Source organism: Actinoplanes sp. NBRC 103695 (assembly GCF_030269485.1).
Classification (GTDB): Bacteria; Actinomycetota; Actinomycetes; order Mycobacteriales; family Micromonosporaceae; genus Actinoplanes.
In genome coordinates, this window is sequence record NZ_BSTL01000017.1 from 210,035 (window position 1) to 232,631 (window position 22,597).

General features: G+C 72.4%; 19 protein-coding genes. 6 read left to right on the plus strand and 13 right to left on the minus strand.

Translation table 11 applies throughout. The features are described 5' to 3' along the window. The first annotated feature begins 83 nt into the window (after positions 1 to 83). On the plus strand, positions 84 to 611 hold the full coding sequence (locus tag QSK31_RS29830) for a sigma-70 family RNA polymerase sigma factor (RefSeq protein ID WP_285687814.1): 528 nt from the start codon (positions 84 to 86) through the stop codon (positions 609 to 611). A gap of 59 nt (positions 612 to 670) precedes the next feature. On the opposite strand, the gene QSK31_RS29835 is transcribed toward QSK31_RS29830, so the two are convergent. Genes QSK31_RS29835 through QSK31_RS29845 form a run of 3 tightly spaced genes read right to left on the minus strand, consistent with a single transcriptional unit; the run spans position 671 to position 5,622 of the window. Next, on the minus strand, positions 671 to 1,873 hold the full coding sequence (locus QSK31_RS29835) for a hypothetical protein (RefSeq protein WP_285687815.1): 1,203 nt from the start codon (positions 1,871 to 1,873) through the stop codon (positions 671 to 673). Between the two features lie 9 nt (positions 1,874 to 1,882). Beyond that, on the minus strand, positions 1,883 to 4,708 hold the full coding sequence (locus QSK31_RS29840; protein ID WP_285687837.1) for an AfsR/SARP family transcriptional regulator: 2,826 nt from the start codon (positions 4,706 to 4,708) through the stop codon (positions 1,883 to 1,885). A gap of 2 nt (positions 4,709 to 4,710) precedes the next feature. Next, the gene (locus tag QSK31_RS29845) at positions 4,711 to 5,622 is read right to left on the minus strand and encodes a methyltransferase (protein ID WP_285687816.1); all 912 of its coding nucleotides are present in this window, start codon (positions 5,620 to 5,622) and stop codon (positions 4,711 to 4,713) included. Between the two features lie 59 nt (positions 5,623 to 5,681). Between QSK31_RS29845 and QSK31_RS29850 the strand changes: the two genes are divergently transcribed. Both QSK31_RS29850 and QSK31_RS29855 read left to right on the plus strand, forming a co-directional pair. Then, the gene (locus tag QSK31_RS29850; protein WP_285687817.1) at positions 5,682 to 6,410 is read left to right on the plus strand and encodes a (2Fe-2S)-binding protein; all 729 of its coding nucleotides are present in this window, start codon (positions 5,682 to 5,684) and stop codon (positions 6,408 to 6,410) included. Positions 6,411 to 6,444: 34 nt separating this feature from the next. After that, complete coding sequence (locus QSK31_RS29855) at positions 6,445 to 8,808, plus strand: glycoside hydrolase family 65 protein (protein WP_285687818.1); 2,364 nt, start codon at positions 6,445 to 6,447, stop codon at positions 8,806 to 8,808. Here QSK31_RS29855 and QSK31_RS29860 read toward each other — a convergent pair. The 5 genes from QSK31_RS29860 to QSK31_RS29880 all read right to left on the minus strand — a co-directional run bounded on the left by QSK31_RS29860 (position 8,776) and on the right by QSK31_RS29880 (position 12,103). Beyond that, positions 8,776 to 9,912 (minus strand): S8 family peptidase, encoded by a 1,137-nt coding sequence (locus QSK31_RS29860; RefSeq protein WP_285687819.1) that lies wholly within the window; start codon positions 9,910 to 9,912, stop codon positions 8,776 to 8,778. The genes QSK31_RS29855 and QSK31_RS29860 overlap by 33 nt on opposite strands. Further along, a complete protein-coding gene (locus QSK31_RS29865; RefSeq protein WP_285687820.1) occupies positions 9,909 to 10,694 on the minus strand; it encodes a hypothetical protein in 786 nt (261 codons plus the stop codon). Before QSK31_RS29865 ends, QSK31_RS29860 begins: the two co-directional genes overlap by 4 nt. 13 nt (positions 10,695 to 10,707) lie before the next feature. Beyond that, on the minus strand, positions 10,708 to 11,037 hold the full coding sequence (locus QSK31_RS29870) for a hypothetical protein (protein ID WP_285687821.1): 330 nt from the start codon (positions 11,035 to 11,037) through the stop codon (positions 10,708 to 10,710). 56 nt (positions 11,038 to 11,093) lie between these two features. Continuing rightward, positions 11,094 to 11,756 carry a YbaB/EbfC family nucleoid-associated protein gene (locus QSK31_RS29875; protein WP_285687822.1) on the minus strand — a complete coding sequence of 221 codons (663 nt, stop codon included), beginning with the start codon at positions 11,754 to 11,756 and terminating at the stop codon, positions 11,094 to 11,096. 89 nt (positions 11,757 to 11,845) lie between these two features. After that, the gene (locus tag QSK31_RS29880; RefSeq protein WP_285687823.1) at positions 11,846 to 12,103 is read right to left on the minus strand and encodes a hypothetical protein; all 258 of its coding nucleotides are present in this window, start codon (positions 12,101 to 12,103) and stop codon (positions 11,846 to 11,848) included. A 159-nt stretch (positions 12,104 to 12,262) separates the two neighbouring features. Here QSK31_RS29880 and QSK31_RS29885 point away from each other — a divergent pair, with 159 nt between their 5' ends. Further along, positions 12,263 to 13,015 carry an SDR family NAD(P)-dependent oxidoreductase gene (locus tag QSK31_RS29885; protein ID WP_285687824.1) on the plus strand — a complete coding sequence of 251 codons (753 nt, stop codon included), beginning with the start codon at positions 12,263 to 12,265 and terminating at the stop codon, positions 13,013 to 13,015. 10 nt (positions 13,016 to 13,025) lie between these two features. Here QSK31_RS29885 and QSK31_RS29890 read toward each other — a convergent pair whose 3' ends face one another. The 5 genes from QSK31_RS29890 to QSK31_RS29910 all read right to left on the minus strand — a co-directional run bounded on the left by QSK31_RS29890 (position 13,026) and on the right by QSK31_RS29910 (position 18,977). Further along, entirely contained in the window at positions 13,026 to 14,138 is a 1,113-nt protein-coding gene (locus tag QSK31_RS29890; RefSeq protein ID WP_285687825.1) for a winged helix DNA-binding domain-containing protein, read from the minus strand. A 241-nt stretch (positions 14,139 to 14,379) separates the two neighbouring features. Further along, positions 14,380 to 16,656 (minus strand): DUF4132 domain-containing protein, encoded by a 2,277-nt coding sequence (locus QSK31_RS29895; protein WP_285687826.1) that lies wholly within the window; start codon positions 16,654 to 16,656, stop codon positions 14,380 to 14,382. Continuing rightward, positions 16,656 to 16,952, minus strand: coding sequence for a hypothetical protein (locus QSK31_RS29900; protein ID WP_285687827.1), 297 nt, complete (start codon positions 16,950 to 16,952; stop codon positions 16,656 to 16,658). The genes QSK31_RS29895 and QSK31_RS29900 overlap by 1 nt, the downstream gene beginning before the upstream one ends. An 89-nt stretch (positions 16,953 to 17,041) precedes the next feature. Beyond that, the gene (locus tag QSK31_RS29905; protein ID WP_285687828.1) at positions 17,042 to 18,460 is read right to left on the minus strand and encodes a dihydrolipoyl dehydrogenase family protein; all 1,419 of its coding nucleotides are present in this window, start codon (positions 18,458 to 18,460) and stop codon (positions 17,042 to 17,044) included. A gap of 1 nt (position 18,461) precedes the next feature. After that, positions 18,462 to 18,977 carry a hypothetical protein gene (locus QSK31_RS29910; protein WP_285687829.1) on the minus strand — a complete coding sequence of 172 codons (516 nt, stop codon included), beginning with the start codon at positions 18,975 to 18,977 and terminating at the stop codon, positions 18,462 to 18,464. 108 nt (positions 18,978 to 19,085) lie between these two features. Here QSK31_RS29910 and QSK31_RS29915 point away from each other — a divergent pair, with 108 nt between their 5' ends. Further along, the gene (locus QSK31_RS29915) at positions 19,086 to 19,655 is read left to right on the plus strand and encodes a TetR/AcrR family transcriptional regulator (protein ID WP_285687830.1); all 570 of its coding nucleotides are present in this window, start codon (positions 19,086 to 19,088) and stop codon (positions 19,653 to 19,655) included. A 113-nt stretch (positions 19,656 to 19,768) separates the two neighbouring features. Next, the gene (locus QSK31_RS29920) at positions 19,769 to 22,297 is read left to right on the plus strand and encodes an ExeM/NucH family extracellular endonuclease (protein WP_285687831.1); all 2,529 of its coding nucleotides are present in this window, start codon (positions 19,769 to 19,771) and stop codon (positions 22,295 to 22,297) included. Positions 22,298 to 22,597 lie beyond the last annotated feature (300 nt).

A 22,597-nucleotide genomic window follows, 5' to 3' on the forward strand; every position in this document is an offset into this window, starting at 1 on the left:
TGATCCTCCACTGGATTGCCACAGCCCGGAGATTGACTTCTTGTCAGCCGGTCCGCCCGGGACCGACCGACCGTAGGGTTCGCATGACGACGCACGTGTGTGACGACCGGCTCGACGCGGAGGCGCGGATGACCGCGCTGCACGCCGAGCACGCGCCGGAACTGCTCCGGTTCCTGGTCCGCCTCAACCGGGGCGAGCGGCAGACCGCGGAGGACATGCTGCAGGAGACGATGCTGCGGGCCTGGCGGCACCTCGACTCGCTGCCCGCGGCGTACGACGACGCGCGCCGCTGGCTGTTCACGGTGGCCCGGCGGATCGCGATCGACGCGATCCGCCGGCGGCAGACCCGCCCGGTCGAGGTTGGCTTGACCGACCTGACCTGGGTGGCGGACCGGGACGACTCGATCGCGGCGGCCGTGGCCGTGCACGGCTTCCGGAACGCGTTCCGGTCGCTGACCGCCGCGCACCGGACCGTGCTGACCGAGATCTACCTGCGCGGTCACGAGGTCGACGAGGTCGCCGACCGGCTCGGCGTCCCGGTCGGCACGGTCAAGTCACGCGCCCACTACGCCCTGCGCTCGCTGCGTACCGCCCTGAACCAGGGGTACTAGCGACCAGGGGCATCGGCCAGGTGCCCGCCACCCGCTGAGGGGGCGGGGTGGCGGGCACCTCACATCTCCTCCGCGATCGTGTCCCGGGCCGCGCTCAGCAGCCCGGGCACCGGATCCCGGCTGGTGTAGAGCAGGGTCAGGTTGCCGCCGATCGTGTTGACCCCGACCACGTGCTCGTTCTCGAACCCGACCATCCCGGCCGGTCCCCACATCTCGTCCAGCCGCAGCGCCCCGTACCGCAGGGGCATCGGCAGCGCGCCCAGGTTGGTCAGCAGGATGTCGTACGCGAGGGTCTGACCGATCGCCCGCGTCCAGCCCGCCGGATCGTCCCGGTCCGGCAGCCCGCGCCCGATCACGGAGAGCTTGGCCAGCGCATCGGCCACCCGGCGCGGCTGCCGGAAGATGTCCAGATCGTCCTTGAACCGCTGCGCCGACGCCCACAGCCCGGCATCGCGCGCCGGGCTGGGCCCGACCACCGGGATCGAGTAGAAACCGACGCTGTCGCCGATCTCCGGCAGGGTCCGCCGCAGGTGCACCTGGCTGCCGAAACGCAGCTCCCGCGCGGCCGAGAACGGGTGCATCGCCGAGGCGAGGGCGGCGGCCAGCACCATGTGCACGGTCACGCCCTGCTGGTGCGCGCGATCGCAGACGAGCTCGGTCAGCTCCCGGCCCAGCGAGAGCCGATCGACCCGCGGTGGCCGGGCCGCGGCCAGCATCCGGGCGTCGAACGGCTCCGGGCGCAGCGGCGCCCCGGAGGTGTCACCGACCGCCAGGAAGTCCTCCATCGGCAGGCCGTGCGTGGCGCCGTGCAGGTCCCGGCCGGCCATCGCCCGGAGCAGATCGCGCAGCACGATGGCCACGGATAGCCCGTCCACGGCGGTGTGCCCGGTCAGGATGACCACGCTGCGGCGCGGGCCGGGCAGCAGCCGGGCGCGCAGGATCGGGGCCGGCCCGGTGGAGAAGGGCTCGGTCACCTCGGCGACGAGCTCGGCGGTCCAGTCCCCGTCGGTCCCGGTCACCACCTCCAGCGGGATCGGGACCTCCGGCAGGGCGGTGAACCGCGGGCCGCCGGGCCCCTCGACCACGCCGGCGCGCAGCAGCGGGTGGCGCTGCTGCACCCGGGCGAGCCCGGAGCGCCAGCCGTCCGGGCCGGGCGCGCCGGACACCACGGCGACCATGGTGAAGTGCAGCGGCATCGGCCGCCGGGCGAGCGCGCGAAGCGCCTGCTCCATCATCCCGAGGGGGCGTTCCGGTGACGTCACAGCCAGAACCTAGTCATCGTCAGTGCCGATTCCGTGGAGTACCGGTGGAAGCTTGTCCAGCCGCTCGCGGATGACCGCGGCGGTCGCCGACCGGGTCTCCTCGTGGATCCGGAGGCTTTCCGTCCAGGCGGCGCGCGCCTGCTCGGCCCGGCCCTCGTCAAGCCGGGCGTGCCCCAGGGAGAGCAGCGCCGCGGCGGCCCCGGCCTGGTTGTTCGCCTCGCGATAGAGGTCCGTGGCCCGGCTCAGGCAACCGGCCGCGCGGCCGCTCTCGCCCGCCCGCCGGTACAGGTCGCCCAGTCCCAGCCAGCAGTCCGCCTGGATGATCGGGTCGTCGCAGTTGCGGCCGATCGCGAGCGAGTCGCCGAACAGCCGGATCGCCTTCTCCCGCCGCCCCAGCCGCCCGGCGCAGGTGGCCAGTCCGTGCAGCGCGTCGGCCTGGCCGCGGCGGTTGCCGGACCGGACGTGCATGCGCAGCGCCCGCTTCTCCTCCTCGACGGCCAGGCTGAAATCGCCCGCCTCGCGCAGGACGGAGGCGAGCCCGCAGTGCACGGAGGCCACCTCGGCGTCCCGGTCCAGCAGGATGTAGATCCGCCGGGCGTTCTCCAGGTGGACCTTGGCGCGGTCCAGGTGGCCGAGGTGGTGGTAGGCGGCGGCCAGGCTGCGGTGCGCGTGCCCCTGCCCGAGCAGGTCCGGGGTGGACTGGGCCGCGCGCAGGGCGGTCCGCATGGTGCCCGCCCAGTCGTGCCAGAGGCCCCGGCTGCGGTAGAACGGCTCCAGCGTCAGCGCGAGCTGCCAGGCGGAGGTGTCCGCGTCCTCGTCGGTGGCGCGCAGCACGGCGGCGCTCAGCACGGCGTGCTCGGCGGCGAACCAGGCCAGCGCCGCCGCCCGGTCACCGGCGACCTCGGGCACGACGCCGGGTGGTGGGTCGCCCGGGGGGATCGGCTCGCGCTGCGGGGCGAGCAGGAGATGGATTCCGTACGCCGAATGCCGGTAATGCGCGAGCAGCCTGGTCACGGCGGCCTGCCGGTCGGTCGTCCCGTCATCGGTCAGCTGCTCCGTCGCGTACGCCCGCACCAGGTCGTGGAAACGGTAGCGACGGGGCTGGTGCTCGACGATCAGATGCGCCTGGGCGAGGTCGGTGAGCAGCCCCCGGACGACGCGCCGCGGCTGCCCGGCCAGGCTGGCGGCCGCGGACAGCGAGATGTCCGGCCCGACGTGCGTCGCGAGCAGCCGGAACAGCCCGGCGGCCGGCTCGCTGAGGACCCGGTACGACCAGGAGAACGCGGCCCGGACGTCCACCCCGCCGTCGGCGAACACCCCCAGGTCGGTGTCCGCCTCCCGCAGTTCCTCGGCGATCGCCGTCAGCGGGAAGTGCGGTTCCGCTGCTGCCCGGGCGGCGACCAGGGCCAGGGCCAGCGGCAGGCGCGCGCACGCGGCGACGATCTCGTCGGTGGCCGCCCGGTCCGCCGCGGCCCGTCCCGGTCCGAGCCGCCGGGCCAGGAACTCGCCGGCCTCCTCCGCCGTCGGCACCGCCAGGGTGAGCAGCCGCGCGCCGCCGGTCGTGGCCAGCCCGGTCAGCCGCCGCCGGCCGGTCACGATCACCGCGCAGCCCGCGGTGCCGGGCAGCAGCGGCCGCACCTGGTCCACGTCGTACGCGTTGTCCAGCACGATCAGCACCCGCCGGCCGGCCAGCAGGCTGCGGAACAGGCCGGTCTGCGCGGCGATCCCGGCCGGCACGGCGTCGTCCCGGACGCCGAGCGCGTTGAGGAACCCGCGGATCGCCTCGCCGGTGCCGATCGGCGACCCGGCGACGTCGAAGCCGTTCAGGTCGATGTGCAGCTGACCGTCCGGGAAGTGCGGGGCGAGCAGGTGGGCGAGGTGGACGGCGAAGGTGGTCTTGCCGACGCCGGGCATCCCGTCGACGGCCAGCACGGCGGGTTCCCCGTCGGCGGTGAGCGCCTCCCGGGCGGCCGCGAGCTCGGCCGCCCGGCCGGTGAAGATGCCCAGGTCGGGCGGCAGCTGCGCGGGCCGGACGGCGCGTTCCCGCAGGGTCGGCGCGGGCGCCGCGGGGCGTGGCCGCAGCACCGCCAGGTATGCCGCCTGCAGTTCCGGCCCCGGGTCGACGCCCAGTTCCTCGGCCAGGAACGCGCGTTTCCCCTCGTAGAGCGCGAACGCCTCGCTCTGCTTACCGTCCGCGGCCAGCAGAATCATCAGCTGGGCCTGGAGCGCCTCGTCCAGCGGGTTGAGGTCGGCGATCGGCCGGAGCACGGCGAGCATCGCGCCGCCCTGACCGGCCGTCGAGGCGGCCTCGGCGGCGGCGCGGGCGACGGCGGCCACCTCGCGGTCCACCGCGGTGAAGGCGGCGTGCCGGCGGCCGCCGCTCAGCTCCCCGGTCGCGCACGACCCCTGCACCAGCCGCAGGGCGTCGGTGTAGTGCCGGGCCGCCGCGGCATGGTCGCCCCGGCGGCCGGCCGCCCGGCCCTCGGCGGCGTGACCGCGGAAGAGCAGCAGGTCAGAGGCCTCCGGCGCGACGGTCAGCCGGTAGCCGGCCCGGGACCGCGCGAGCCACCGGCCCGCCGAGCGGGTCGGCAGGTCCGGTTCGAGCACCCGGCGCAGCACGCCGATGTAGCGGTGCACGCTGTTCACGGCGCTGGACGGCGCGTCCTCGCCCCACAGCAGCTCGACGAAATCGTGCAGCCCGATCGGGCCGTTCGGGTGCGCGAGCAGCAGGGCGAGCATCAGCCGCTGCTGCCGGGCGCCCAGGTCCACCTCGGCGTCGTCCCGCCAGGCGCGCAGCGGGCCGAGCACGGCGAAGCGAGGCGCGTCGTGGACCATCGTCACTTCACGCCCATGATCGCTGACCACCCGTGCCCCAGATCCTCGGTGGTGACCTCGCGCAGGCCGGCCTCGGTCAGCAGCCGCCCGCACTCGGCGACGGTGCTCTGCCGCCCGGCCGGGGTCTCCAGCAGCAGCCCGAGCGAGCTGAGCAGCCCGGTCGTGTTCCGCCGCCGCTCGTCGTCGAGCATCGTGTCGTACACGATCACCATGCCGCCGTCGGACAGGGCCGCGCGGAGCTCCGCGAGCAGGGCCGGCCGTTCCGCCGCGCCGAGCCGGGACAGCACTCCACCCAGGACGTATGCGTCGGCCGGCGGCAACGTGGCGAAGGCCTCCAGGCGGTCCGCGAGGAACAGCCGCTCGACGTCACCGGCGTACTCCGGCGCCGCGCCCAGGACACCACCGCTGACGTGCGGGTACGCCTGAGCCAGCTGCACCGACAGGGCCCCGCTCCCGCCGATCTCCACCACCCGCCGGACCGCGCTCCAGTCCAGCCGCTCGACGAGGATCCGCGGCTCCGGCATCCCCACCTGGCCACCCTGCTCGGACCGCGGCTCGCCGTCGCGCAGCGCCTCGGTGAGCGAGGCCCACCCCTCGTGGTTGAGCCGCTCCAGCAGCCCGCCGACATAGGTCGGCTTCTCCCGGTCCAGGTAGAGGTCCGCGTCCGGGCCGTTCCGGTACGTGTCACCGTCACGCCGCAGCAGGCCGAGCGAGACCAGCGTGTCGAGGAAGTCGGCGGCGCACCGGGGGTGCAGACCCGTCTCGGCGGCCAGCCGCGCCCTGTCGCGCGGACCGTCGCCGAGACGGGTGAACACGCCAAGCTGCACGGCGGCCAGCAGGACCCTCGCCGTCATGAAGCCCATCGCTACGGAAAGTAACGAGTCCAGCCCCGTCTCGCCGGTCTCGCTCGTCATGCAGATACGAACGGACGCCGGGTACCCCAAGTTCAGATGCCAGGTGAGATCGTAGAAGCATGTCCGCGATTACAGCGTTGGAAGCCGCGGCGACCCTCGGCCCGTACTTCACGTGGGAGCCTTGGGACGGTGACGCGGCGTGGCGGCCGCTGGACGATCTGCTTGATCCGGACGTGGTCGCCGAGCGCGTCGACGTCGCCCGGCGGACCCTGATGCGGATGTCCGGGCTGGGCCGCGAGGAGATCGGCGAGCGGGAGGTCGCCTCGATCACGTTCCTCGGGCTGGCGTCCCGGCTGCTGTCCCCGCCACTGGCCGCCGCCGCGGTCGCGGGCACCCCGGTCGCGGCCGGCCGGTTGTGGTGGCGCGCGGTCGAGGGCGGTCCGATCCCGATCGCGTACGCCGATCCGGTGCTCACCGGCGACGGCCCGGACCTCGGCAGGGTCACGCCGATCCTCGCGGTGTACCGCCGCCGGTTCGCCATGTCGCCGCAGGTCCTCTGGGGCAACGTGGCGTCCGCGCTGGGCGGGGCGGCCGGGATGATCGCCGACGGCGCGCCGGCCCACGCCGCCCGGGCCGCGGCCCTGGTCGGAGGGCTGCTAGCCGTGCCGCCGCTGCGGGGGAGCGCCGACCTGGTCCGCCCCGACCCTAACCTGGCGCGCTGGTTCCTGGTCCGGCGCAACTGCTGCCTGTACTACCGCATCCCCGGCGGCGGCACCTGCGGCGACTGCGTGCTGACCCCCGCCGACGTGCGGTCGCGGCAATGGCAGGCGATCCTGGACCGGCGTTAACCTCGCGTTCATCGACTGAAGTGAGCCTGTCCGCATGCTGGAACAACAGAACTTCGGCATCGAGCCGTGGGCGATCCGGGAGACCGGACTCGACGTCGGCTCCCTCGGCCACGCCGAGTCCGTCTTCGCGCTGGCCAACGGTCACATCGGGCTGCGCGGGAACCTCGACGAGGGCGAGCCGCACGGCCTGCCCGGCACATACCTGAACTCGTTCTTCGAGTACCGCCCGCTGCCGTACGCCGAGGGCGGGTACGGCTACCCCGAGTCCGGCCAGGCCATCCTCAACGTCACCAACGGCAAGGTCTTCCGGCTCATGGTCGACGACGAGCCCCTGGACATCCGGTACGGCGACCTGCGCTCCCACGAGCGCGTCCTGGACTTCCGCGCCGGCACCCTGACCCGCGAGTTCGAGTGGATCTCGCCGGCCGGCAAGGCGGTCCGGGTGCGATCCGAGCGCCTGGTGTCCCTGGCCCAGCGGGCCGTCGCGGCGATCCGGTACACCGTGAGCGCCGTCGACCAGCCCATCCTGGTGGTCGTGCAGTCGGAGCTGGTCGCCAACGAGGACCTGCCGTCCGGCGGCAACGACCCCCGCGTGGAGGCGGCGCTGGTCCACCCGCTGCGGCCGGAGGCGCACTTCGTCGACGACTCCGGCGTCACCCTGCTGCACCGGGTGGAGCAGTCCGGCCTGCGGATGGCCGCCGCGATGGCGCACGACATCGACGGCCCGGACGGCTTCCAGGTGACCTCGTCGGCGTCGGAGAACATCGGCCGGACCACGGTCATCTGCCGCCTCCAGCCCGGCCAGCAGCTGCGCATCGTCAAGCACCTGGCGTACGGCTGGTCGTCGCAGCGGTCCATGCCGGCACTCAACGACCAGGTCCGGGCGGCCCGCACGGTCGCGCGCTACCACGGTTTCCAGGGCCTGCTCGACGAGCAGCGGCGCTACCTGGCGGACTTCTGGGCCAGCGCGGACGTCGAGATCGACGGCGACGCGCAACTCCAGCAGGCGGTCCGGTTCGCGCTCTTCCACGTGCTGCAGTCCGGCGCCCGGGCGGAACGTCGCGCGGTCGCCGCCAAGGGCCTGACCGGACCGGGGTACGACGGCCACACGTTCTGGGACACCGAGACGTTCGTGCTGCCGATGCTCAGCCACACCGTCCCGGACGCGGCGGCCGACGCGCTCCGCTGGCGGCAGGCCATCCTGCCGCTGGCCAAGGAACGTGCGGAGCAGCTCGGCCTGTCCGGCGCGGCCTTTCCCTGGCGTACGGTCCGTGGTCAGGAATGTTCCGGTTACTGGCCGGCCGGCACCGCCGCGTTCCACGTCAACGCGGACATCGCGGACGCCGCCATCCGGCACGTCGCGGCGACCGGTGACACCGGCTTCGAGCGCGAGGTCGGGCTGGAACTGCTGGTGGAGACCGCGCGTCTGTGGATCTCGCTCGGCCAGCACGGACCCGGCGGCGCATTCCGCATCGACGGCGTGACCGGCCCCGACGAGTACAGCGCGGTCGCCGACAACAACCTCTACACCAACCTGATGGCGCAACGGAACCTGACCGGCGCCGTGGAGGCCTGCGACCGGCACCCCGACGAGGCCCGGGAGCTCGGCGTCGGCCACGAGGAACTGGCCGCCTGGCGGGACGCCGCCGAGGAGATGACGATCCCGTTCTCCGTCAAGCTCGGCGTGCACGAGCAGTCCGAGGGCTTCACCAGCCACGCGCTGTGGGACTTCACCGGCACGGCCGCGGACAAATACCCGCTGATGCTGCACTTCCCGTACTTCGACATCTACCGCAAGCAGGTCGTCAAACAGGCCGACCTGGTGCTGGCCATGCAGCTCTGCCCCGAGTCGTTCACCCCCGAGCAGAAGGCCCGGAACTTCGCGTACTACGAGCGGATCACCGTCCGGGACTCGTCGCTGTCCGCCGCCACACAGGCGGTGCTCGCGGCGGAGACCGGACACCTCGATCTCGCGTACGACTACCTGTGCGAGACCGCGCTCCTGGACCTCGGCGACCTGGCCGGCAACACCGAGCACGGCCTGCACATCGCCGCGCTGGCCGGCGCCTGGAACGGGGTGGTCGCCGGTTTCGGCGGGCTGCGCCACCTGTCGTCCGGCCTGGCTCTCGCGCCCCGGCTGCCGGAGGCGCTGACCCGGATCGCCTTCCGTCTCCGCTGGCGGGGCCGCCGCCTCCAGGTGACGATCACCCCCGGCGAGGCGGTCTACCGGCTGCTCGACGGGAAGGAACTCGAGCTGCGCCACCACGGCGAGCCGGTGACCGTGCCCGAGGGCGGGTCGGCGACGCACCCGATCCCGCCTCTGGACCCGGCCGAGCCCGTCCGCCAGCCGCCCGGCCGTGAGCCCCTAGCGCGTCGGGTGCGGGGCCACCAGGTGTGACCTGCGGCGGCGGCTCCGGATCATCACGATGGCGAGCAGGGCCGCCGCCAGGACCACCACGACCACGCCGACGATGGCGATCAGCCACCAGGAGAGCCACGTCGAGCGGGGCTCACCCGGGTCGCCCAGCGGGTTCTGAGCCGCCGGGGGAGTGTCCGTGGTGAGCGCCTTCTCCGCGTCCACCTCGCCGTATCCGTACACCGCGTCCTTGCCCGGATCGCCCAGGTCGGTCGCGGTCCTCAGCAGACGGTCGATCGCCGACGGCGCGGTCATGTCCGGGTTCTTCGCGCGGACCAGCGCGACCACGCCGGTGACCAGCGCGGCGGCCGAGTCGTCGCCGGGCAGGATGATCGGGTGGCCGTAGCCGCCGGGCGACTTCGGGTCCAGCGTGACGATCTGGTCGGCGGGCGAACTGAACACCGGGTCGCCGCCGGGCGCGCGCACCGTCACCCGGCTGTCCGGGTCGCCGTCACCGGCCGGTTTGTGGTCACGGTTGGAGCCACCCACCAGGATCACGCCGGTACGCAGATCGGCCGGCATCTCGGCGCCGTCCTTCAGCGCGACGACCACCACGACGTCTTTCGCCAGGGCGTACCGGATGCCGTCGAAGTCCGTGCCCAGCGCGGTGAACAGCGCCTGGCTCAGGTTGATCACCTTGGCGCCCTCGTCCACCAGCCAGCGCATGCAGACCTCGGTGTCGTCGGCGACGCCGGGGCAGATGACCGGCTGCACCTTCGCGCCCGGCGCCACCCCGAGCAGGCCCTCGCCGCCGCCCGCCGCCATCAGGCCGATCCGGGCCGACGCGACGTCGTCGTCGAGCGGATAGTCCCGGGGCGCGTCCACGACGCTCGGCCGGAGCCCGCCCTTCAGACGCTTCACCGGCAGCGTGGCGGCGGCGATGTCCGGGTGTGCCCGCGGGAAACCGTTGGTGAGCAGCCCGATCGTGACGCCGTCACCCCGGCTGACCTGCTGGGCGGCCGGCACCTTCATCGCGTCGAGGTACCACTGCTGGTCCCGCGGACCGGCCAGGGCCGGGGCGGCGGGCAGCAGCGTCGCCATCGCGGCCACCAGGGCGGCCGCGATGCTCCTGGTCAGAACCGTCACAGGGTGACCATCTGCGGCCAGCTGTCGCCGAGCTCGCCCTGGATCTTCTTGGCCTCGACCATCTTGTTGATCACGCCGGTGACGTGGTTGGTCGCGTTCTCCAGCTGCTCGTACAGCGAATTGATCGCCGTCTGCACCAGCTCGCCGCACTTACCGAGAGCCTCCAGCGCGCCCGCGATCGTGGCCGCGTCGACCACCGCCGCCGCGATCACGCCGGCCATGTCGAAGAGCGGCTTGAAGCACGACACGATGTACGCGGCGTTCGCGGCGGCCAGATCGGACAGCCAGAGGGCCATCTCGCCCGCGGCGCCGGCCAGCCCGTCGATCGCCTTGACCTGGATCGGCACGCGCTGGTCGTACGCCCGCTTGGCCGGACCGTCCCAGTTGTTGAAGTTGGCCGTGAACTGGGCGGCGGTGTCGGACATCGCCCCCACCGGGGCCTGCACCGTGTTCAGCCACGCGAAGGCCTTGGTGATCAGCGAGATCACCGGCACGCCCTTGTCCAGGATCTCCTTGACGACCTTCAGGATGTCCTCGATCTGCTTCTTGATCTTCTCCATCAGGTCGTGCACCTTGCCGGCGTACTTGTGCGCGGCCCAGGCGCCGCCCAGGCCGCCCAGCCAGGACCAGTCGCTCAGCTTGTTCATCGCGCCGTTGACCGCGTCGATCAGCCGGTTGAGCTCATCGCCCACCTTGGAGTGCTGCTCGGAGACCTGCTGCGAGGCCTTCGTCAGTTGCTGTTCCGACTCGGTGACCTGGCCGGAGCCGTCGGGTGGTGGCATTTCGAAATCTCCGTCAGCTGCCGTAGATCTTGGACAGGTCCGTGGCGTTCTTGCCCTCCACGGCGGTCTGGTCGTCGTGCGCCCGCTTGAGGGCCTCGCCGACCTGGATGAACTCGGCCTCGGCCTCGGTCGCGTGCTTCTGCACCAGCGCCAGCACCGGGTCGTACGCGTTCTTGGCCAGCATCGCCGTGCCGACCGGCCCGGCGAAGAACGCCGACACGTACAGGGCGAGGTCACTGATCCCGGTCTTGACCTGCGCCATGTCCTCGGACAGCTTCTGCCATTTCGCGGCCTCGTCGAGCAGGGCGTCCTTGACGATCTTCAGCTCGTCATTCCCCGGCATGGAATCCTCCCCCGTTGGTTCTCTGTGTTCCGGCTCAGCGCTTCTTCGTTCCCGGCTCAGCCGAGGTAGCCGGCCGCGGCGTCGAAGGCGGCCATGGCCTCGCGGGCGATCGTGCCGTTGGTGCTGTCCGCCGGCAGGCGGCTGGCCATCACACGGAGGTCGGCGATGCGCCCGTCCCGCACGGTGATCAGGACGAACTCGTGCGGCCCCGCCACCTCGACCTCGCTGGGGACCCGCGGCGCGGCGTGCGGGTCATCGGCGTACCGCAGCAGCATGTCGTTCTGTTCCAGCTGGCGGGACGTCTGGTAGCGCACCTCGTCCATGTCGACGTAGTTGTCGTACGGCCGGGCGGGCGTCCGCGGCTCGTCCCGCGGCTCGGCCTCGGCCAGCGCCTCCGCCTCGTCGTAGGCGGCGCTGCCGGCATCCAGAAGAGCGATGACCGCCTGCGAGTACGCCGAGGACAACGCCTCACCCAGCTCGGTGCGCCGCAGCCGCTCGTCCCAGCGCATGTCGACCCGCACGTCCTGGACCCGCTGGCGCCCGTCCATCACGACCGTGACCGTGCCGGTCGGGTCGCTGCCCTCGTACCGCGCGTCGGGCCTGCTCGCCGCCTGCGCCGCCCGGCTCACGGTGCCCAGCTCGGCGCTGATCCGGCGCAGCTGGACGAGGGGGTCGTCGTCCTGCCCCGTCGAGCCGTACCCATTCAACGAATATGTCACGATCTGTCACCGGCCCCCGTGTCACAGGGCAGGTGCCGCCCTGGCAGACGACGAGAATACGAGAAATCGGCGTTCGCCGCTGCCCCGGGTCAGCGCTTACGACGCAGGCAGAGCAGCTTGCCGCCGGAATCCACCGCGACGACCTCCCACCCCTGGTCGGTCAGAATCTCCGCGGCCGAGAGCAGCACGTCGACCCGCGGCAGATCCGACGGGTGGATCTTCACGTCGGCGTAGTACGACGAGAACGCGATCACCAGGTAGATCAGATTGAACGGGTACTGCTCCAGCGAGACGCGACCGGAGAGAATGTCATCGGCCTCGAAAACACGAGGGGGGCGCGGCATCATCGCACCAATATCGCATCGCCCGGCCACCCCGGCCGCTTCGGGCCGTCCACACCGACCATCGTCTTCACCCCTCGGCGTCCACACGACCATCGTCTTCACCCCTCGGCGTCCCACGACCATCGCCTTCGCCCCTCGGCGTCCACATCGACGGAGGATCCGATGACACCAACCGTCCTGATCACCGGCGGAGGCTCGAAACGCGGCATCGGCCGGGCCACCGCCCTCAGGTTCGCCGCGCTCGGCTACGCGGTCGCGGTCCTCGACCTGGACGACGCCGGCGCCGAGGAGACCGCCCGTGAGGCGACGACGGCCGGAAGCCCCGCGGTGTTCGCGGCGCACGTGGACGTGACCGACCAGTCCTCGGTCACCGCCGCCGTCCGGGCCGCCGAGGCGGCGCTGCCTCCGGTGACGGTGCTGGCGAACATCGCCGGCATCTCGTCACCGACCCGCTTCGAGAACATCACCCTCGAGGAGTGGGAACGGATCTTCGCCGTCAACGTGCGCGGCACCTTCCTGGTCACCCAGGCCGTGCTCCCCGGCCTGCGCGAGCGCGGCTACGGCCGGATCGTCAACATGTCCTCGGTGTCCGGCCAGCGCGGCGGCGGCGTCTTCGGCGCCTCGCACTACGCGGCCAGCAAGGCGGCCATCCTCGGCCTGACCAGAACCCTGGCCCGGGAGACGGAAGGACAGGGCATCACGGTCAACGCGGTGGCACCCAGCATGGTGGACACCGACATCACCCAGGGTGCGATGACCGAGGAGCGCAAGGCCGAGCTCGCGGCGACGACTCTGCTGGGCCGCCTGGCCACCCCCGCCGACGTGGCCGGCACGATCGTCTTCCTGGCGTCCCCCGACGCGTCCTACCTGACCGGCGCGACGATCGACGTCAACGGCGGCTCCCACCTCCACTGATCCGCCCACATCAGCTGAGCGTCAGGCGCAGATCCCTGCCGAGAACGACCGCGAAGCGGCTGACCTCCCGCTCGATCGCCTTCCGCGGCCGGCGTCCCTCGTCGAGCCACTCGACCGAGATCCGGTCGCCCTGCCGAGCCCAGGTCCCGCGCACCACACCGCCGGCGATCACCGGGTTGGCCTTGCGCGTCATGAGCTCCCTCCGCGCCGCCGGGGTGACGTGCTCATCCTTGGTACCAGGACCCATCACCCACTGGTCGTGCCCCGGAAGGAATCGCACCGCGTCCGACGGCCGCGCGGCCTCGAGATCGTCGAGGTCCTCGCGCGCCGCAAGAGTCGCGCTCCCCTCGACGTCGACCTCGACCAGCCGGTCGCCGAGCCCTCCGACCCAGGCGTCGAGCCGCTTGCGCCCCGCGCTCAGGCCCTTGCCCAGCCAGTAGCGGAGGTTGTCGACCGTCGCCGGCCCATACGTCCGGAAGTACGCCAGCACGGCCCGCGGTCCCGCCTCGTCGAGGTCGGGGATGCCCTGCCACCGGGGATTGCCGTCGAGGAGCTGGAAGGTGGACCGCCCGTCCCGCGGCGTACCGAAGCTCAGGTCGCCCTGCCAGGACAGCGGCTTGATCAGCGTTCCCGCACCCTCGTCGAACACCGGCTTCAGATGCCGGTACGCGCGGTTCCTGGCCAGCGCCTCACCCAGCTCGCCGACGGTCAACGGCCCGGTGCCGAGGGCCGCGCGCACCGCGGCCCGGAAGTCCGGCCAGTCCCCGGGCGTGAGCCGGTAGTGGTCCACCCAGCTCGGCAGCTCCCACTGCCGCCCGGCCGCCCGGATCGCGAGAAACACGCCGCCCTCCTCGGGGGAGAGGTAGTGCACGGACCCGCGGAACGCGAACCCCTTGATCACCTCCCCGCCGGCGAGCGCCTCGGCGAGTGCACCCGGCCGCGATGCCGAACACCGGGTCCGGACGGCCAGCTCGGCAAGCGACTCGTCCATCGAGAGCACCGCACCGAGCCGCCGCACGACCTCCGCGACCGAACCATCCCCGACCGGATCCAGCAACTGCCGCCGCATCCGCCAGGCCAACGCCTGAGGCCAGGTGACCGAGGCCTCGGTTTTCCTACTCACCAGGTCACCCTCGCACCTGTACCGGACGAACAACGACCGGATCCGCGAAGCAACCGCCGACGCGATCCGAATCCGCGATGGGCGGTGAAGGGCTGGACCCGCCGGCCGGGCGGGAGTCACGCGGCACAGCGACCTGGGTCCGGGCGGCCCGGCCGGATCCGGCGGAGGCCATGGACACGGTGGCTTCGGCGATCATGATTTCGGCGGGCACGACCTTCACGGATCGCTGTGAGGGACACGGTCAGAGGCGGCTCCGGTGGAGCTGGCGGGTGATCGAGGGGTCGGTGATGCGGTCGTCGGCGGCCAGCATGATCGCCTTGGAGAGGATCACGGACAGGATCGGGTCGTCGTCGAAGGGGAGGCTCAGCTTCTTGGCCTTGGCCCGGTCGGGGACGATGCAGAGGTAGGCGTCGTCGGGCTCCATCAGGATGTTGCCGGAGCCCAGGTGGATGCGGTAGGCGCCGAGCTTGCCCTCGACGCGCAGGAAGCGGCCGTCCAGGGTGCAGCGCGGGCCGACGGTCAGGCGGGGGAGCAGCCGGGTCAGCACGTCGCGGCGGACCTCGGCGCCCGGGGTCAGCTCGGCGAAGGCCGCGGTGCCCCAGTACGCGTCGAACCGGTGCTCGCCACGGTCGCGCCAGCCGTCGTCGGCGGCGATCGACGTCACGCCGACGAAGAGGTCGACGTCGCGCATCGCCTCGGTGAGGACCAGCGGCGGCACCTCGGCCAGCGGGGTGGCCGCCCATGCCCGCCCGTCGCGCCGCCCGAAGCGCACCTGATCGGTGGTGCAGTACGGCTGTTCCCAGGTCGACTCGACCCAGTCGTGGAAGAACGAGGCCCGCCACCCGCCGGCCGCGAACTCCTTGGTGGCCTCGCCGTGGCGACCGGCGCCCCACTCACCCAGGTAGTTGGCCGACCAGCCGCGTTCCCGCATCAGCGCGTTGGCCTGCCGGTAGTGCAGGATGTGCGCGGCGAACCGGTTGGAGTACGTCCCGGTCTGCTCCTCGGCCGGCGTCAGCGCGTAGACCTCGCGGAACGCCTGTTTGATGGGCTGCCGCAGGCCGGCGGCGAGAACCCGGTCGCGCCACCGGGCCACGTCGTCGGCCCCCGCGCGAGCCGGATGCCACAGCCGCACCTGCCAGCCGGGGCCGGGGGAGGGGTCGGGCGAGGCCAGGGCGGGCAGCCCGGACGTCCAGGTCGTGCCGTCGGGGGAGAACTCCCAGATGAGCTCCCGCGCGAACACCCGGACGATGGGATGCGCCAGGTACCGCTCCGCCCAGGTCTCCCAGGACCAGAGCCGTTCCTGGGACAGCAGTCCCTCGATCCGCAGCCGTTCCACGGCCAGCGTCTTGTTGATCTCGGAGACGGCGGCTCGTGCCGGCGCCAGCGCGTCTTTCCACCCGGGCGGCACCGCCCGCAGTGCCGAGCCGTCGCGATAAGCACGCAGACGAGCCCGCCCGCCGGCGGTCTCGACGACGCCGGCCGCCCCCTCGCCCATGGGCCACGTACACCGCCCGTCCGGGTCGAGGCCGTGGTCGTCGACCGTGAGTTCGAGCGCCTCGCCGGGCGCCCAGGCCCGGTCTCGTCCCAGCCGTTCGAGTGCGGCCCGCACCCGGGGCCGGAAGGACTTGCTGCGCACGGTCAGGCTGAGCCGGGCCAGTGCCCGGATCGGCGCGTCGCCGGAGCGCGAGCCGAGCACCTCGACGGCCGCGACTGCCGCCTTCGGTGCGACGAGCCGGGCGCTGCCGCGGCGCTCGGGCGCCCCGAGGACGGTCGCGACGTCGCTGAGCAGGGCGGTGCTCTCCTCGCCGGGCGTGCGTGACTGCACCCAGATCAGGCCGCGGAGCAGCGCGTCGACGTGGTCGTCGACCGGGCTCACGGCGGACCGGTAGCCGGCGAGCAGCGCCGTGGCGGCCTCACCGGCCCGGGGCGTGGCGGCGATCATCTCGTCGGTCGTGCGCAGCCAGGCCTTCGGCGGCACGGGTTTGGCCAGGTCGGCCGCATGCCGGAGGAGAGGGTGCACCGCGGGGTCGGGGAGCAGCGTCCTGACCTCGTCCGATAGGACGGCGATGGCCGCCAGCAGGTCGGCCGGCACTCCGCGGTACAGCGGCGCCATGGCGTTTCCGTAGAGCCGCGATAGCCGGCGCGCCGCCTCGGCGGGCATGTCGAAGCCGTGTTGCAGAGCCCTGAAGGCCTGCGCCAGCTCAGCCTTGAACCCGGTGAGGTCGGCCGGGTCGAGGGAGGCGGCGATCAGCCCGGGCACCCAGAACGGCCCGTCGGACAGCGTGTCCGTGTCGGCGAGCAGCTGGCCCAGCGACTGCGTCAGGTCGTCGCGGGTGAACGGGACGGACAGCCCCTCCAGATAGGGCAGACCCCGGTTGACCCAGTGCAGGAGGGTGCTGTCGTTGCGGATGAAATAGGCGTGCAGCTCCAGGAGCGCCTCGCGCCGGGCCGGGGGATCGAGGTCGGCCACGCCGGTGTAGTCGCCGCTGGAGAGGCCCTCTTTGATCGCGTCGTGCATCAGCCACCGGCCAGCGGGGTCAGGCGGATGAACGACACCACGTGTGCCCGCTCGAGGTCGATGGCCTCGTCCAGGTCGTCGATCTGGTGGTCGCCGGCGATCAGCACGAACGCGTTGTGCGCGAACGCGGCGCAGGCGGCGTCGGCCTCCGCCTCCCAGCCCGGCCGTCCGTAGGACTCGCGCACCCGCAGGCGCACCAGTTCCCGCGCCGTAATGCTCGCCGGCAGGTCCGGCAGGACCCACTCGGCGACGGCACGCCCCGCCATCGTCTCCTCGCGCACGACCACCGCGGCCATGACACCTCCCCGTCCAACGTGTACGGCGCATCATGCCGAACGGGTACGACAATTTCCCCCCGCGGGGAAGTGGCTCAAAGCAAGGACGTCTATCTTCCGTACGCCTCCAGCAGGCGCAACCAGACCTCGCTGACGGTGGGGTAGGAGGGAACCGCGTGCCACAGCCGCTCCAGCGGTACCTCGCCGACCACCGCCACCGTGGCGGAGTGAAGCAGCTCGGCGACGTCCGGCCCGGCGAACGTGACGCCGAGCAGCACCTTGCGGTCCTCGTCGACGACCATCCGCGCCGTGCCCGTGTAGCCGTCCGCGTGCAGCTTCGCCCCGGCGACCGAGCCGATGTCGTAGTCGACCACGCGGGTGCGGTAACCGGCCTTGCCGGCCGCCGCGGCGGTCAGGCCGACGGACGCGACCTCCGGCTCGGTGAAGACCACCTGAGGTACGGCCCGATGGTCGGCCGTGGCGACGTGCTTGCCCCAGGGCCGGTCGTCGAGCGTCGCGCCGGTCACCCGGGCCACGATCGCGTCCCCGGCGGCGCGGGCCTGGTACTTGCCCTGGTGGGTGAGCAGGGCGCGGTGGTTGATGTCGCCGGCCGCGTACAGCCAGTCCTCGTGGGCGAGCAGCGTGTCGTCGGCCGTCAGCCACGACCCCGGCTCCAGCCCCACGGTCTCCAACCCGAGATCTTCACTGCGAGGCGTACGCCCGACCGCGACCAGAACCTCGTCGGCCAGGATCTCCTCGCCGCCCGGCAGCGTCAGGTGCACGACACCGTCGTCGTCGCGGCGGGCCGCGGTGGCCGTCGTGGAAGTCCGCACGGTCGCGCCGGCCCCGGTCAGCGCCTTGGCCACCAGCTCCCCGGCGAACGGCTCGTTGCCCGCGAGCAGCCCGCTCCGGGCGAGCAGCGTCACCTCGGAGCCGAGGGCGGTGTAGGCGGTCGCCATCTCGGTGGCCACCACCCCGCCGCCCAGGATCGCGAGCCGCCGGGGCACGTGCTTGGCCGCCGCCGCCTCCCGGCTGGTCCACGGGCCGGCGCCGGCCAGGCCCGGGATGTCCGGCAGCAGCGCGGCGGTGCCGGTGGCGACCACGACGGCGTGCCGGGCGATCAGCTCGACCGGGGCCCCCTCGGGACCGGCCACCTCAACCCGGCGGGGCCCGGCCAGCCGCCCGTGCCCGCGGACCAGGTCGATGCCCGCGCTCTTCAGCCAGTCCACCTGGCCGTCGTCCTGCCAGTTCGAGGCGAACTCGTCCCGTCGCCGCAGCACGGCCGCCGCGTCCAGGGCGCCGGTCACCGCCTGCTTCGCGCCGTCCAGGTGCTGGACCGCGCGCAGGGCCGCTGAGCTGCGCAGCAGGGCCTTGGTCGGCATGCACGCCCAGTAGGAGCACTCGCCGCCGACCAGCTCACGCTCGACGATGACGGCACTGAGGCCGCCCTTGACCACCCGGTCGGCGACGTTCTCGCCGACCGGACCGGCGCCGATGACGACGACGTCGTAGGTGCTGCTCTGTGTCATGTCAGGCCGCCTTCGCGGTACGGGCCGCCCGGCTCAGGCGCAGGGCGGAGATGAGGAAGAACACCCCGCCGACCACGGCGTACCCGGCGAGGTTGGTCAGCGAGGCCCCGTCCTTGCCGGCGCCGAGGATGAAGCTCGACCCGGCGAGGACCGAACCCGCGCCACTCACGATCATCGCCCATTGTCCGCCGAGCTTGCGGCGGCTCAGCGCGACACCGAGCTGGATCAGGCCGGCCACGACCGCCCAGGCGCCGAACACGCGCAGCACGGCGGGGATGCCGGACGTGCTCGCGATCGCCAGGCCGACCGCGGCGAGCGTACTCATCGCGATGTTGACGTAGAGGCCCTTCATCTTCGACGAGCGTAGGTCGACCACCGCCGCGGCCACGTCGACGAGCGGGTAGAGCACCAGCAGCGCCACGGCGACCGCGCCGAGGTCCTTGGCCGTGACGGCGAGCAGGGCGCCCCAGACGACGGCGAAGCCGAAGCGAGCGAAGTACAGGTTCCGGAGCGACATGATTACCCTTCGTAGGGAGAACGAACGTTCTTTCTCCCTATCGACGATGGACCCCGGCGGGCGAATTGTCAAGAACGAACGTTCTTTCTCTCTGCTACGCTGAGCGACATGGCGAAGACCTCGGAACCGCGTGACCGCCTGCTCCGGCAGGCCAGTCAGATCTTCTACACCGAGGGGATCCACGCGATCGGCGTCGACCGGATCATCGCCGACGCGCAGAGCACGCGGGCCACCTTCTACCGGCACTTCCCAGGCAAGGAAAGCCTGGTCGTGGCCTATCTGCAGGCGGCGGACGCGCAGATCCGCGCGCAGGTCGCGGAGGCGGTCGCCGATCGGCCGGCCGCCGACGCGGTCCGGGCGGTCGCCGGCTCGATCGCCGGGCAGATCAGCGGCGCGGGATTCCGCGGCTGCGCGTTCATCAACGCGGTCACCGAATACCCCGACCCCGGCCACCCCGTGCACCGCGTCGTGGTCGAACACCGCGACTGGTTCCTGAAGACCGTCATCGGCCTCTTCGGTGACGAGTCCACCGGCCGTCAGTTCGTCATGCTGCGCGACGGCGCCATGACCGCCGGGTGCATCTCGGACGCGGACGCGGTCGTCGAAACCTTCCTGAGCAGTGTGGAGGGGATCCTCCGGTCGCATGCCATCGGCGCATCGGCCAGCAGCGATGGCTGAAGGTTGACAGCTACGGACCCCCTGGTCATATAGCGTTCAGCTCGGGTACGCCGAGGCAGCGATGCCGGGCGCCTATCGTGCGTGGAGCTTCGTCGCTCTTACCTGGAGGGTCCGTGTTATCTGTCGTCCGGCGCGTCGCCGTCGCGGCTGTGTCCTTGTCCGTCGCCGGCGCCGCCGTGGCGCTGCCGAGTGCCCCGGCCGCCGCCAACCCGGCCGGCACCGCCCTGGTCATCAGTGAGGCGTACGTCAACGGCGGCTCCGCCGGTGCGAGCTACGCCAACAAGTTCGTCGAATTCTTCAACCCCACGTCCAGCGCCATCGTGCTGACCGGCGACACCCTGCAGTACCGGGCCGCCACCAGCACCGTCGTGCCGAGCGGCTCGCAGGTCTTCGCGCTGTCCGGCACGGTACCGGCGCGCGGCTGGTTCCTCGTCCAGCTGCCGAGCAACGGCGCCAACGGCGCGGCGCTGCCCACACCTGACCTGAACACCGGCGGCAGCGTCAACCCGGGCGCGGGCGGCGGCACGCTGTACATCGTGGACGGCCCGTCCGGCGTGCTCCCGACCGACGCCTCGGTGATCGACAAGATCGGCTGGGGGAACAGCAACTCGCCCGAGGGCACCGCTCCGACCGGCAACTCGGTGACCCTGAGCTACCAGCGCACCGTCGCCGGGGCGGACACCGACAACAACGCGGCCGACTTCGCGACGGCCGCCCCGGCGCCGCAGAACGCCGGCTCCACCCCGCCCGACCCGGACCCGGAGCCCGAGCCGGACCCCGTGGCCGCCACCGTCGCCGAGATCCAGGGCACCGGCGACGCCTCGCCGCTGGCCGGGCAGACCGTCGTCACCGAGGGCGTCGTCACCGCGGCGTACCCGACCGGCGGTTTCAGTGGTTTCTATCTGGAGACCGGCGGTCCTGACACGACGCCCGGCGCCTCCGACGCGGTGTTCGTCTTCGGCTCGATCTCGGCCGCCCAGGTGGCCGTCGGCGACAGCGTCCGGGTCACCGGCAAGGTCACCGAGTTCGCCGGCCTCACCGAGCTGAGCAGCCCGTCCGTCACCAAGCTGGCCGCGCCGCTGCCCGCGGTCACGCCCGCCGCACTCCCGTGGATCCACCTCGACACCGCCGCGGAGAAAGAGGCGCACGAGGGCGAGCTGCTCGCCCCGAAGGGCGCGTTCACCGTTTCCGACGTCTTCGACGCCAACTTCTACGGCTCGTTCACCCTGGCCCACGGCCTGACGCCGCTGCGCCAGCCGACCGACGCGGCCCGCCCCGGCAGCGCCGAAGCCGTGGCCGTGGTCGCCGACAACGCCGCCCGGGCGATCACCCTGGACGACGGCGCCAGCCTCAACTACAGCTCGTCCGCCAACTCGGGCAAGCCGCTGCCGTGGCTGACCCCCTCGCACTCGGTGCGGGTCGGCTCCCGGGTGACCTTGCGGCAGCCGGTCGTGCTCGACTTCCGCAACTCACTGTGGAACCTGCAACCCCGGCAGCCGGTCACCGACGACGGGTCGGCGGTCGCCACCTTCACCGACACCCGGGACACCAACGAGCAGCCGGCCACCCTGCGCGGCACCAAGCTGGCCACGTTCAACGTGGAGAACTACTTCCCGACCACCGGCGAGGAGTACGTCGCCCGGGGCCTCGGCACCTGCACGTTCTACACCGACCGGCAGGGCAACCGGATCGCCGTGAACCAGTGCAGCGGCTCCGGGCCGCGTGGCGCCGCCACCGAGGTGAGCTTCCAGCGCCAGCAGGCGAAGATCGTCACCGGCATCAACCGGCTCGACGCCGGCATCGTCTCGCTGGAGGAGGTCGAGAACTCGGCCTGGTTCGGCGAGGCCCGGGACACCGCGCTGGCCACGCTGGTCGACGCGCTCAACGCCGAGGCCGGGGCGGGCACCTGGGCGTACGCCCCGTCTCCGCCCGCGGCCGGCCTGCCGCCGCTGGACCAACAGGACGTCATCCGCACCGCCTTCATCTACAAGCCAGCCGAGGTCGCCCTGGTCGGCCCGCCGACCGTGCTGACCAGCGCGTCCGACCCCGGTGAGCCGTTCTCGATCGCCCGTGAGCCGCTGGCACAGGGCTTCAAGAAGAGGCGGGCGACCGACTCCGCCGCGTTCGTGGTCGTGGCCAACCACTGGAAGTCGAAGGGCAGTGGCACGGCGCTCTACCCGGGCGACGAACAGGACACCCGCCCGGCGTACGACCAGGGCTCGTTCAACGCGACCCGGGTGCGGGAGGCCCAGGAGACGCACGCCTTCGCCACCCGGACGGCCCAGTCACTCGGCACCGACCGCATCTTCCTGGTGGGCGACTTCAACGCGTACACCCACGAGGACCCGATGCAGGAGCTGTACACGGCCGGCTACACGGACCTCGGCAGCCGGTTCAAGCCCAAGGAACACAGCTACTCCTTCGACGGCCTGGCCGGCTCCCTCGACCACGTACTGGCCAATCCCGCGGCGCTGGCGCTGGTCACCAACGCCGACGTCTGGCAGATCAACGCCCAGGAGTCGGTGGCCTACAACTACAGTCGCTACAACTACAACGTGACGCAGCTGTTCAACGCGGCCGACCCGTTCGCGGCGTCAGACCACAACCCGGAGATCGCCGGCCTGACCCTGCCGGCCCGCTAGAGACCCTTCGAGGTTGAGGTCTGGTCAGGCCGCGCTGCCGGGTGTGCAAGGTGCCCGGGCGCCTGCTGCACCCTGGTTGCCGCCGCTCGTGCCCGGTGCGGGGTTGGTGCGGGGTGCCTGCTCGCCCTGGTTGCCGTTGCTTGCGCGCGGTGCGGGGTTGGGGCGGGGTGTCCGCTCGCCCTGGTTGCCGTTGCTTGCGCGCGGTGCGGGGTTGGGGCGGGGTGTCCGCTCGCCCTGGTTGCCGTTGCTTGCGCGCGGTGCGGGGTTGGGGCGGGGTGTCCGCTCGCCCTGGTTGCCGTT

Excerpts from the sequence above, each read along its gene's own strand:
- QSK31_RS29910 (WP_285687829.1), bottom strand. The coding sequence starts at position 18,977 with ATGTCGCTCCGGAACCTGTACTTCGCTCGCTTCGGCTTCGCCGTCGTC.
- QSK31_RS29840 (WP_285687837.1), bottom strand. The coding sequence starts at position 4,708 with ATGGTCCACGACGCGCCTCGCTTCGCCGTGCTCGGCCCGCTGCGCGCC.
- QSK31_RS29895 (WP_285687826.1), bottom strand. The coding sequence starts at position 16,656 with ATGCACGACGCGATCAAAGAGGGCCTCTCCAGCGGCGACTACACCGGC.
- QSK31_RS29885 (WP_285687824.1), top strand. The coding sequence starts at position 12,263 with ATGACACCAACCGTCCTGATCACCGGCGGAGGCTCGAAACGCGGCATC.
- QSK31_RS29870 (WP_285687821.1), bottom strand. The coding sequence starts at position 11,037 with ATGCCGGGGAATGACGAGCTGAAGATCGTCAAGGACGCCCTGCTCGAC.
- QSK31_RS29850 (WP_285687817.1), top strand. The coding sequence starts at position 5,682 with ATGTCCGCGATTACAGCGTTGGAAGCCGCGGCGACCCTCGGCCCGTAC.
- QSK31_RS29900 (WP_285687827.1), bottom strand. The coding sequence starts at position 16,952 with ATGGCCGCGGTGGTCGTGCGCGAGGAGACGATGGCGGGGCGTGCCGTC.
- QSK31_RS29865 (WP_285687820.1), bottom strand. The coding sequence starts at position 10,694 with ATGCCACCACCCGACGGCTCCGGCCAGGTCACCGAGTCGGAACAGCAA.
- QSK31_RS29855 (WP_285687818.1), top strand. The coding sequence starts at position 6,445 with ATGCTGGAACAACAGAACTTCGGCATCGAGCCGTGGGCGATCCGGGAG.
- QSK31_RS29915 (WP_285687830.1), top strand. The coding sequence starts at position 19,086 with ATGGCGAAGACCTCGGAACCGCGTGACCGCCTGCTCCGGCAGGCCAGT.
- QSK31_RS29845 (WP_285687816.1), bottom strand. The coding sequence starts at position 5,622 with ATGACGAGCGAGACCGGCGAGACGGGGCTGGACTCGTTACTTTCCGTA.
- QSK31_RS29905 (WP_285687828.1), bottom strand. The coding sequence starts at position 18,460 with ATGACACAGAGCAGCACCTACGACGTCGTCGTCATCGGCGCCGGTCCG.
- QSK31_RS29830 (WP_285687814.1), top strand. The coding sequence starts at position 84 with ATGACGACGCACGTGTGTGACGACCGGCTCGACGCGGAGGCGCGGATG.
- QSK31_RS29880 (WP_285687823.1), bottom strand. The coding sequence starts at position 12,103 with ATGATGCCGCGCCCCCCTCGTGTTTTCGAGGCCGATGACATTCTCTCC.